Annotated in this window: 12 protein-coding genes, 2 tRNA genes and 1 pseudogene; 9 read left to right on the top strand and 6 right to left on the bottom strand. The window is 68.0% G+C overall.

All coding sequences use genetic code 11. The features are described 5' to 3' along the window. The first annotated feature begins 134 nt into the window (after positions 1-134). Complete coding sequence (locus tag ADL01_RS15280) at positions 135-413, top strand: type II toxin-antitoxin system Phd/YefM family antitoxin (RefSeq protein ID WP_234354642.1); 279 nt, start codon at positions 135-137, stop codon at positions 411-413. 2 nt (positions 414-415) lie between these two features. Next, positions 416-697, top strand: coding sequence for a type II toxin-antitoxin system RelE family toxin (locus tag ADL01_RS15275; protein ID WP_053742532.1), 282 nt, complete (start codon positions 416-418; stop codon positions 695-697). Between the two features lie 34 nt (positions 698-731). On the opposite strand, the gene ADL01_RS41970 is transcribed toward ADL01_RS15275, so the two are convergent. The 3 genes and pseudogenes from ADL01_RS41970 to ADL01_RS47505 all read right to left on the bottom strand — a co-directional run. After that, on the bottom strand, positions 732-929 hold the full coding sequence (locus ADL01_RS41970) for a DUF397 domain-containing protein (RefSeq protein ID WP_324614605.1): 198 nt from the start codon (positions 927-929) through the stop codon (positions 732-734). Between the two features lie 11 nt (positions 930-940). Next, the gene (locus tag ADL01_RS15270; RefSeq protein ID WP_159049529.1) at positions 941-1,342 is read right to left on the bottom strand and encodes a hypothetical protein; all 402 of its coding nucleotides are present in this window, start codon (positions 1,340-1,342) and stop codon (positions 941-943) included. A gap of 554 nt (positions 1,343-1,896) precedes the next feature. Beyond that, a pseudogene (locus ADL01_RS47505) lies at positions 1,897-2,100 on the bottom strand (ATP-binding cassette domain-containing protein); the annotation flags it as partial. Positions 2,101-2,497: 397 nt separating this feature from the next. Between ADL01_RS47505 and ADL01_RS15265 the strand changes: the two are divergent. After that, positions 2,498-3,043, top strand: coding sequence for a DUF4232 domain-containing protein (locus tag ADL01_RS15265; RefSeq protein WP_053742530.1), 546 nt, complete (start codon positions 2,498-2,500; stop codon positions 3,041-3,043). A 76-nt stretch (positions 3,044-3,119) separates the two neighbouring features. Here ADL01_RS15265 and purL read toward each other — a convergent pair whose 3' ends face one another. From purL to purS, 3 genes are read right to left on the bottom strand one after another with little or no spacing between them, the layout of a single operon-like run. Continuing rightward, positions 3,120-5,378: a phosphoribosylformylglycinamidine synthase subunit PurL gene (gene purL, locus ADL01_RS15260; protein ID WP_053742529.1), complete on the bottom strand. Its 2,259-nt coding sequence runs from the start codon at positions 5,376-5,378 to the stop codon at positions 3,120-3,122. After that, complete coding sequence (purQ, locus tag ADL01_RS15255; RefSeq protein ID WP_053742528.1) at positions 5,375-6,079, bottom strand: phosphoribosylformylglycinamidine synthase subunit PurQ; 705 nt, start codon at positions 6,077-6,079, stop codon at positions 5,375-5,377. Before purQ ends, purL begins: the two co-directional genes overlap by 4 nt. Continuing rightward, positions 6,076-6,339 (bottom strand): phosphoribosylformylglycinamidine synthase subunit PurS, encoded by a 264-nt coding sequence (gene purS / locus ADL01_RS15250; RefSeq protein ID WP_006377276.1) that lies wholly within the window; start codon positions 6,337-6,339, stop codon positions 6,076-6,078. Before purS ends, purQ begins: the two co-directional genes overlap by 4 nt. 359 nt (positions 6,340-6,698) lie before the next feature. On the opposite strand from purS, the gene ADL01_RS15245 reads away from it, so the two are divergent. The 6 genes from ADL01_RS15245 to ADL01_RS15220 all read left to right on the top strand — a co-directional run. Further along, on the top strand, positions 6,699-7,016 hold the full coding sequence (locus ADL01_RS15245; RefSeq protein WP_053742527.1) for a histone-like nucleoid-structuring protein Lsr2: 318 nt from the start codon (positions 6,699-6,701) through the stop codon (positions 7,014-7,016). A gap of 141 nt (positions 7,017-7,157) precedes the next feature. Beyond that, positions 7,158-7,229: transfer RNA gene (locus ADL01_RS15240), tRNA-Gly, on the top strand. A gap of 69 nt (positions 7,230-7,298) precedes the next feature. Further along, a tRNA-Gly gene (locus ADL01_RS15235) sits at positions 7,299-7,374 on the top strand. Positions 7,375-7,537: 163 nt separating this feature from the next. Beyond that, positions 7,538-8,545, top strand: a complete 1,008-nt coding sequence (locus ADL01_RS15230) for an ABC transporter ATP-binding protein (protein ID WP_053742535.1) — start codon at positions 7,538-7,540, stop codon at positions 8,543-8,545. A 47-nt stretch (positions 8,546-8,592) separates the two neighbouring features. Then, on the top strand, positions 8,593-9,336 hold the full coding sequence (locus ADL01_RS15225) for an ABC transporter permease (protein ID WP_053742526.1): 744 nt from the start codon (positions 8,593-8,595) through the stop codon (positions 9,334-9,336). Positions 9,337-9,359: 23 nt separating this feature from the next. Next, on the top strand, positions 9,360-10,394 hold a 1,035-nt coding region (locus ADL01_RS15220), incomplete at its 3' end, for a sensor histidine kinase (RefSeq protein WP_078960535.1).

Here is a 10,394-nt window from a genome sequence, read left to right as displayed (position 1 = left end):
AGTCGGTGGGGCGGGTAGTCGATGGGGCGGGGCTCCGGGAATTCAGGTTCTTTCGATCAGGTCGATCAGGTCGATCAATTCGCTTGGTTCGAAGTCATCGGACGCCCCTCATGTACATCTGTTACATTCATGACATGAATGACCCGGTGATCGAATCCATGGCCGAGGTCCGCAGCCACCTCGCTGACGTCATCGATCGCGCTCGCCGTGATGAGACGCCGACGGTCATCACGCGGCGCGGCAAGCAGGAAGCCGTCGTGATCGACATCCAGGAGTACCAGCGGCTGCGCCACATCGCCGAGAACGCCGAAGAGACATGGCTGAACCGGCTGGCTGACGAAGCGGAGTCCGAGGGCACGGAGGGCTCGGTCTCACTCGAAGAGATGGCCGCCCTCCTCCGCACCCAGGACTGACCATGGGATACGCCACGCGCTTCACGCCTCACGCCCAGCGGGACATGCTGAAAACCCAACGCCCTGAGGCCCTGCGCATCCTCCATCGCCTCGCCGGACTCCAGAAGGCGATGGATGCGGGGGACACGACCGCGTTCGACGTCAAGGCGCTCCAGGGGCACGACGCCCGCTGGCGACTCAGAGTGGGCGACTGCCGCGTTGTCTACACGGTCGAGGACGGCCAACTCGTCGTGTGGGTCCTGGCCGTCGCCAACCGTCGTGACGTTTATCGCCAGGTTCCGTAGGCCCGGGACATCGGGACACACCTGCTTTTCCTCCCTACGGGCGGCGCATCTGGCGGACGTGGGACACGAACGCTGTGAAGGCTGACGGGGGGAGGAGGAGGGCGGGCCCTTGGGGATTCTTGGAGTCACGGAGGGCTATGCGGGCACGGGTGGGGGTGAGGTTGGCGACCTCTACGCAGTTACCGCCTGAGTCGTTGCTGTACGAGGACTTGTGCCAGGTGGCTTCCGACATGCGGTGAGGAGTCATGGTCGTTCCATCTCTCGTGCCAGTCGTTGCAAGTACGGGACGAAGCCAAGCAGGTTCCCCAGCCGGGGTGTGTGGCCGGAGGCAGCCGCAGCGGCGATGGCCAGTGCGGCCAGACCGAGAGCCAGGAGCGCGGGTGCCCCGATGCCCCCGGGGTCAGCCGCGAAGGTGTTCATGCAGCAGCCGGAGGCAGGCCGGGTGAGGTGGCGCAGCCACAGGGGCTCCATCGCGGGCGGGTACACGTTCCACAGGTAGTCGCCGACGAGTACCACCGGGACGGCGGCCACCGCGGGCAGCCACATGCCGACCGCGTAGCCGACGACAGCGTGGGCGCAAACGATGACGCCGGCCGATGCGATGATCCGAACATCGCGCCACCCGGGCGGAGAATCCATCTGCAAGCGGGCCACTGCGAGGGCCGCCGCGAGGGCGAGAAACCCAGCAGAATGACCGCCGCGCGAGGGTTGCTGCGGCGATCTGCCATCCGTTGCGGGTCGGAGTTCCGGCCCCGATTTTGGCGCGGCGGAGTCTTCCGGCTTCCCAGGCGGCACAGGCCGCGGTGACCGGGGCGATGAAGATCAGGGCCGAGGCCGCCTTGGCGATGGCCGCGGTCCAGTAGCCGTCCAGGTCCCCGGCTATGTAGTCCGAGGAGACGTAGAGGGCGACGATGACCAACAGCAGCGGAGCAGTGATGACCGCCGAGCCGGCTCGCGGGTGGAGGCGGAACATCACCATGCTTCGCCCCCGCCGAGAACAGCCGCGTAAGCGCCGTCCGCGACTCGGCCCGACGCTGTGTCGTCCGGGGCCTGGGTGTAGAACTCCTCGACGGTGCCGCTGAATCGGACCATCCCATCCGACAGGACGACGACGTGGTCGTAGACCTCGGAGAGTCCTCGGTCTGGTGGGTGGAGACAACGACATCGGCGCTCTCGGAGAGCTCCTCGACAACCCTCCGGAAGGTCCCCCGCTGAGCGGGGTCCAGTCCTGCTGTCGGTTCGTCCATCAGCATGAGCCGACAGGAGTGCACCAGCGTCTGGGCGACACCGACCCTGCGCAGCTGTCCGCCGGACAACGATGCCGCCTGCCGGCCGGCCTTCTTGGCGAGTCCCACACGCCCGAGTGCCTCCAGGGCGCCGTCCCACGCCTCACGTCGTGACATGCCCTTGAGCAGGACGGTACGACCCGGGGGAAAGGCAAAGCTGAGTCCGTCAAGGACGACCGGGCCCCGCCTGTACTGGTAGGTACAGGCGGTGAACTCAACAGACACAGCCTCACAGCCTTCTTACGGAAAATGACGGGGTTTCAGCACACTGCTCGGTATCGGACGGAGACCGAGTTCACCTTCAGGTAGTAGTCCGACGAGCAAGGAGAGTGAACGCGTCGAGCCCGTCCGGTACGACGAGACGCACGTGTACGAAGCGGTGACATCAGTTACCCGACTGTCGAGAAAATGATGGACGGCCCACCCAACCTCCTCCGAGCCCCCCACCTCTTCAGATGCGTAGGCGCGCACTGACCCGCGTGCCAATCCGTACACGAGGGGAACCAGAGACTCCATGAACAACAAGCTCGCCGCCGTCGCCCTGGCCGCTGTCGTCGCCGGCGGCTACGCCGTCACCACCGTCCCGGCCTCGGCCGCCACCACCGCCAAGGCCGCTCCGACCCGCTGCCACACCGCCGACCTGAAGGCCGGTTTCGCCACGGGGGGCGACGCCGCGCCGGAGATGGGGCAGACCACGAAGCAGACGCAGGCGTTCATCTGGTTCACCAACAAGAACTCGCGCACCTGCACGCTGTCCGGCTTCCCCGGTGTCGACATGGTCGGCGCCCAGTCGACGGATGGGACGTGGTCGCTGGCGCGCTCCGCCAAGAGGCCCGTGAAGATCACCCTGGAGAAGGGCGACACGGTGGACTTCAGCATCAACCTGCTCCCGGTCGCCAAGTCCACGCCGAAGAAGGAGAAGTTCGTCCCGAAGACCTTCCTCGTCACCCCGCCGAACGAGACGACGCACTTCACCCTGACGTGGCCCTTCGGCGGCCAGATCCTCAAGCAGGACGGCGCCACCCACCCGGGCACCTACGTCAACCCGATCGGCTTCTGATCCACCGCCTGGACCGATGAGGGCCCCGCCTGCCAACCGGCAGACGGGGCCCTCATCGTCGTACAGCCAGAATCGACTACGCCAGCAGCGCCGGGATCGTCCCCTCGTGCGCCTCGCGCAATTCGGCGAGGGTGAGCGTGAACTCGCCCTGCAGCTCCACCGCGTCACCGTCGACGACGCCGATCCGCGTCACCGGCAGGCCCCGCGCCCCGCACATGTCGTTGAAGCGGAGTTCCTCCGAGCGCGGGACGGCGACGACCGCGCGGCCCGCCGACTCCGAGAACAGGAGGGTGAACGCGTCGAGCCCGTCGGGTACGACGAGACGCGCGCCCTTCCCACCCTGCAGCGCCGACTCGACGACCGCCTGGATCAGGCCGCCGTCGGACAGGTCGTGCGCGGAGTCGATCATGCCGTCACGGGAGGCGGAGATCAGGATCTCGGCCAGGAGACGCTCCCTCTCCAGGTCGACCTTGGGGGGCAGGCCACCCAGGTGGTCGTGCACGACCTGCGACCACGCCGAGCCGCTGAACTCCTCGCGCGTGTCCCCGAGGAGGTACAGCAGCTGCCCCTCCTCCTGGAACGCGACCGGCGTCCGCCGTGCCACGTCGTCGATGACGCCCAGGACCGCGACGACCGGCGTCGGGTGGATGGCGACATCGCCGGTCTGGTTGTAGAGGGAGACGTTGCCGCCGGTCACCGGGGTGCCCAACTGCTGGCAGGCGTCCGCGAGTCCACGTACCGCCTCCGCGAACTGCCACATCACCGCCGGGTCTTCGGGCGAACCGAAGTTCAGGCAGTCGGAGACGGCGAGGGGCTTCGCACCCGTCGTCGCCACGTTGCGGTAGGCCTCCGACAGCGCCAACTGCGCGCCCGCGTACGGGTCGAGCTTGGCGAAGCGGCCGTTGCCGTCCGTCGCGATGGCGACGCCCAGGCCGGTCGTCTCGTCGATGCGGATCATCCCGGAGTCCTCGGGCTGGGCCAACACCGTGTTGCCCTGCACGAAGCGGTCGTACTGGGAGGTGATCCAGGACTTGGACGCCTGGTTGGGGGACGAGACCAGCGCCACTACCTGTGCCTTCAGGTCTTCTGAAGTCACCGGCCGCGCAAGCTTGTTGGCGTCGTCCGCCTGGAGGGCGTCCTGCCAGTCGGGGCGGGCGTACGGGCGCTCGTAGACCGGGCCGTCGTGTGCGACCGTGCGCGGGTCGACGTCGACGATCTTGCCGCCGTGCCAGAAGATCTCGAGGCGGTCGCCGTCGGTGACCTCACCGATCACCGTGGCGATGACGTCCCACTTGTCGCAGATGGCGAGGAATCGGTCGACCTTCTCCGGCTCGACCACCGCGCACATGCGTTCCTGCGACTCGCTCATGAGGATTTCCTCGGGAGAGAGCGTCGAGTCGCGGAGAGGTACGTCGTCCAGGGTGACACGCATGCCGCCCGAGCCGTTGGACGCCAGCTCGGACGTGGCGCAGGAGAGCCCGGCCGCGCCGAGGTCCTGGATGCCGACGACCAGCTTCTCGGCGAACGCCTCCAGGGTGCACTCGATGAGCAGCTTCTCCTGGAAGGGGTCACCGACCTGGACGGCGGGCCGCTTCGACGGCTTCGCGTCGTCGAAGGTCTCGGAGGCCAGGATCGACGCGCCACCGATGCCGTCACCGCCCGTACGGGCCCCGTACAGGATGACCTTGTTGCCTGGGCCCGACGCCTTCGCCAGGTGGATGTCCTCGTGCCGCATCACACCGATCGCACCGGCGTTGACCAGCGGGTTCCCCTGGTAGCAGGCGTCGAAGACGACCTCGCCGCCGATGTTGGGGAGCCCGAGGCAGTTGCCGTAGCCGCCGATGCCGGCGACGACGCCCGGGAGGACGCGCTTGGTGTCCGGGTGATCCGCCGCACCGAAGCGCAGGGGGTCCACGACCGCCACCGGGCGCGCGCCCATCGCGATGATGTCGCGCACGATGCCGCCGACGCCCGTGGCCGCGCCCTGGTAGGGCTCGACGTAGGACGGGTGGTTGTGCGACTCGACCTTGAAGGTGACCGCGTAGCCCTGGCCGACGTCGACGACGCCCGCGTTCTCGCCGATACCGACGAGCAGCGCGTCGGACTGCGGGGCCTTCTCGCCGAACTGGCGCAGGTGCACCTTCGACGACTTGTACGAGCAGTGCTCGGACCACATGACTGAGTACATGGCCAGCTCGGCGCCGGTCGGGCGGCGGCCGAGGATCTCGACGACCCGCTCGTACTCGTCCTTCTTCATGCCGAGTTCGGCCCAGGGCAGCTCGACGTCGGGGGTCTCGGCCGCGTGCTCGACCGTGTCCAGAGGCGTCCGGCTCATGCGCCCACCAGCTTCTTGAGGATCGACGTGAAGAACGGGAGGCCGTCCGTACGGCCGCTGCCGATCAGCGGCTCGACCGCGTGCTCCGGGTGCGGCATGAGGCCCACGACGTTCCCGGCGGCGTTGGTGATGCCGGCGATGTCCCGGAGGGAACCGTTCGGGTTGCCGTATCCATCAGTGGCTTCGCCACGGGCGACGTACCGGAACACGACCCGGCCCTCGGCCTCCAGCTCGTCGAGCGTGTGCTCGTCGGCGACGTACCGGCCGTCCATGTTCTTCAGCGGGATCTGGATCTCCTGGCCGGCGGCGTAGTCGGCGGTCCAGGCGGTGTCCGCGTTCTCCACCCGCAGCTTCTGGTCGCGGCAGATGAAGTGCAGGTGATTGTTGCCGAGCATCGCGCCCGGGAGGAGGTGGGCCTCGGTGAGGATCTGGAAGCCGTTGCAGATACCGAGGACCGGCAATCCCGACTTCGCCTGCGCGATCACGGTCTCCATCACCGGGGAGAAGCGCGCAATGGCACCGGCCCGGAGATAGTCGCCGTAGGAGAAACCGCCGCACAGCACCACGGCGTCGACCTGCTTGAGGTCCTTGTCCTTGTGCCAGAGAGCTACCGGCTCGGCACCCGCGAGGCGGATCGCGCGCTGGGTGTCCCGGTCGTCCAGGGAACCCGGAAAGGTGACGACTCCAATACGAGCAGTCACTTCTCTTCCCCCACCATCTCCTCCACCTTCACGGTGAAGTCCTCGATCACGGTGTTGGCGAGGAAGGATTCCGCAAGATCATGGATGCGGGCGAGCGCGGCGTCGTCCACCGGTCCGTCAACTTCCAGTTCGAATCGCTTTCCCTGACGTACGTCGGAGACGCCTTCGAAACCGAGACGCGGCAGTGCACGCTGCACCGCCTGGCCCTGGGGGTCGAGGATCTCCGGCTTGAGCATGACGTCGACTACGACGCGTGCCACTGGCACTCCCGGTGTGTGGTGCTGAGCAGGTTCCTTCAGACTACCCGCACAAAATTTCTACGCGGGTAGATTTGTAGGAATCTACGGGAACCCGGGAGGGCGGCATCACGATCCGGTATCAGAGCGGTGCCAGCGCGAAAAATTCTGGGAAAGATCGCGGTTCCCATCCAGGATGTCTATTGCGGGGAGACACGCGGACAGATTTAGTCGGTCTTCCCATTGCATTGCCGGGCACTGTACAAAGGAAAAGGCAATAGCCGATACTTTGCCCAATAACTGTCCGGCAACCGAGATCTCCCGACACCTCCCGACGCCTTCACACGTCGTGGTCAAGGTGTCGCACGAAGGGACCGATATTCGTGGCTCAGCGTGTCGTGGTCACACTCTCCGACGACATCGATGGCTCGGAAGCGGCGGAAACGATCGCCTTCGGACTCGACGGCAAGTCGTACGAGATCGACCTGAATCAAACCAATGCCAAGAAACTGCGTAAGGCGCTGGAGCCGTACGTGGACGCCGGCCGCAAGCGGTCGCGCTCCGGCAAGACGTACAAGCAGACGGAGGTCGCCCCCGACCCCTCGGCAGTCCGGGCCTGGGCCCTCGCCAACAAGTTTGATGTGCCGACCCGGGGACGCATCCCCAAGAAGGTGTACGAGGCCTTCACCGCCGCGCAGTAGCCATCCCGGAGCGATCCAGCAGCCATCCGGAAGCGCCCCAGCAGCCCCTCGGCACAACCGACTTGCGTTGACCCCCCGCAGATCAGCTAGAGTCTGGAACACGCCGAGGGGCAAGGCCGAAAGGCCCGGCTCACGGAGCTTGCGGGTGTAGTTCAGTAGTAGAACATCCCCCTTCCAGGGGGAAGGCGCAGTGTGCAATTCCTGTCACCCGCTCTGCACTGCCGGTCTGACCACTCTTGTGGATCAGGTAGGCTGGTGCCCGCGCCAGTCGGTGAAAGCCGTGCGGACGTAGCTCAGTTGGTAGAGCGCAACCTTGCCAAGGTTGAGGTCGCCAGTTCGAACCTGGTCGTCCGCTCCAGATCAAGACCCCGGTCCAGTTCATTGGACCGGGGTCTTCTTCGTGTATGCCCCGCGATTCCGCCGGTCGCCTGGCATCCGGCATCCGGCATCTGACATTTGTCATGCGGGGTGATGACACCGCGCACTGCCTTCCCCTCCTCTCGGCCGAGATGCTGAGAAACATGGAAACCAACGAGCACGAACACGTGATTGAGGTCACTGACCTGCGGCGTGTGTACGGGGGCGGGTTCGAGGCGGTGCGCGGGGTGTCCTTCTCCGTGGGCCGTGGGGAGATCTTCGCTCTGCTGGGCACGAACGGCGCCGGCAAGACGTCCACCGTCGAGGTGCTGGAGGGGCTGGCGCCGCCGGCCGGGGGGCGCGTGCGGGTGCTGGGCCATGATCCGTACACCGAGCGGGCCGCCGTACGGCCGCGTACCGGTGTGATGCTCCAGGAGGGCGGCTTCCCGTCCGAGCTGACCGTCGGCGAGACCGCGCGGATGTGGGCCGGCTGCACGAGCGGCGCGCGGCCCGAGGCGGAGGCGCTCGCGCTCGTCGGGCTGGAGCGGCGGACCGACGTACGCGTGAAGCAGCTGTCCGGGGGTGAGCGGCGGCGCCTCGACCTCGCGCTCGCGCTTCTCGGCAGCCCCGAGGTGCTGTTCCTCGACGAGCCGACGACCGGCCTCGACGCCGAAGGGCGCCGCGCCACCTGGGAGTTGGTACGGGAGCTGCGCGACGGCGGTACGACCGTGCTGCTCACCACGCACTACCTGGAGGAGGCGGAGGACCTCGCCGACCGGCTCGCCATCCTCCACGAGGGGCGCATCGCCGTCGCCGGTACACCTGCCGAGGTGACCGCCTCGCAGCCGTCCCGGATCTCCTTCGAACTGCCCTCTGGGTACTTCGTGGGCGACCTGCCGCCGCTCGGCCCGCTCGGCGTGAGCGGATACGAGGAGGAGGGGCGCGTCATACGGCTGCGTACCCATGAACTCCAGCGCGTAGCAACGCGGTTGCTGGTGTGGGCGGAGCAGGCCGGGGTCACTCTGCGGGGGCTGGACATGCGGTCGGCCTCGCTGGAGGAGGCGTTTCTGCGGATCGCCCGGGAGGCGTCGGCGGGCGTGGAGAGTTCCGTTGCCACTGATGTCCCTGGTGTTCCTGAGGTTTCTGATGTCACTGAGGAGCGTGTCGCGTGAGTGCGGTTGTGGGTACCGGTCGTACGGCTACGACTCCCGCCGGACGAATGCGGGCCCTCGCTCGGGCCGAGGCGACGTTGTTCCTGCGCAACAAGGGGACGCTGGTCGCCGCCCTGTTCGTGCCGCTGGTGCTGCCGATCAGTGTGCGGTCGGCCGTCCCGGAGGGGGACCTGAAGGAGGCCGGGCTCAGCGTCGGGACGCTCGTCCTGCCCGCCGCTGTCGGCTTCTCGCTGCTCTTCGCCGTGTACGCGGCCCTCATCGGCGCCTTCGTCGCCCGGCGCGAGGAACTCGTGCTCAAGCGGCTGCGCACCGGCGAGCTGCGCGACGTCGAGATACTCACCGGGACGGCACTCCCGGCGGCCATGACAGGCCTCGTACAGTGCCTGCTGCTCGCCGTCGGCTGTACCGTCGTACTCGATCTCGACGCTCCGTCGGCGCCCCAACTCGCCATCATTGGGTTGCTGTTGGGGCTGGTGACAGCTGTGGCGCTGGCCGCTCTCACCGCCACTTTCAGCCGGACCACCGAGAGCGCGCAGGTCACCTCGCTGCCGCTGATGCTCCTCTCGTTCGCCGGCTCCGGGATGACCGTTCCGCTGGAGATGCTGCCCGACCGGCTCGCCTCGGTCTGCGAGCTGCTCCCGCTGACGCCCGCGATCACCCTCGTACGCGGCGCCTGGACCGGCGACCTGTCGGCGTACGAGGCCCTGGGCGCCGTACTGACCGGCCTGGCCTGGACCGTCCTGTCGGTGTTTGCTGTACGACGGTGGTTCCGCTGGGAACCGCGGCGGTAGTGGACAGCGGGGGGCGCGGGGACATGGACAGGCCGAGGCCGCTGAACTGGTGGGGGCGCAAGAGCACGCCGGCGAAGGTGGAGACGTACACGCGCTGGTCGTTCCATCTGTTCCCCTTCGTCGAGATCACGGCGATCGGGCTGCCCGTCCTCGGGCAGGTGGGAGCGGGGCTCGCGCCCTGGCTGTTCATGCTGGTGTGCGCGCACGCCGTGCTCTGCGGTGTCACCGCGTCCCGGGCACTGGACTGGGTCCGCAGGACGCGGGAGCAGCCGCTGCGGCTGATGGCCGCACTCGGCGCGGTCACCACGGCGATCGGGCTCGCGGCTCTCGTCCTGGCCACCCACGGGCCGGGCGGCGATGACACGGAGACCGTCGCCGGCAGCCTGTTCGCCGGGGTGGTCTCCTTCGGCACCGGCACCCTCACCCTCGGCCTGCGCAGCAGACTGCGGATGCTGTCGCTGGTGGCCGGGCTGGCTGTGGGCGCGGTCGCCGTGGCCCTTCCCCTGGGCCTGTCGGTGACCGCCGCCCTGGGCTCGGGGTTGGCTGTACTGTTCGGCGCCGGGTTCATCGCGCTCACCTGCGCCTTCTCCGTCTGGCTGCTCACCGCCGTCTACGAACTCGACGAGGCCCGCGAGACCCGGGCCCGGCTCGCCGTCGCCGAGGAACGGCTGCGGTTCGGGCGCGATCTGCACGACGTGATGGGACGGAACCTGGCGGTGATCGCCCTCAAGAGCGAGCTGGCGGTACAGCTCGCCCGGCGTGAACGGCCCGAGGCCGTCGACCAGATGATCGAGGTGCAGCGGATCGCGCGGGAGTCGCAGCGGGAGGTACGGGATGTCGTACGGGGGTACCGCGAGGCCGACCTCGGTGCGGAACTCCTGGGCGCGCAGAGCGTGTTGACGGCCGCCGGGATCTCGTGCGAGGTGACCGGGGAAGCGGTCGGGCTGCCGGGTGAGGTGCAGTCCGCGCTCGGGTGGGTGGTGCGGGAGGCCACGACCAACGTGCTGCGGCACGGGGACGCCGGGTGGTGCGGGGTGGGGGTTCGGGTGGGTGAGGGG

This window comes from Streptomyces sp. NRRL WC-3618 (genome assembly GCF_001280005.1).
GTDB lineage: Bacteria > Actinomycetota > Actinomycetes > Streptomycetales > Streptomycetaceae > Streptomyces.
Note: the sequence above shows the minus strand (reverse complement) of the source record. Positions and strands in the feature narration are given on the sequence as shown.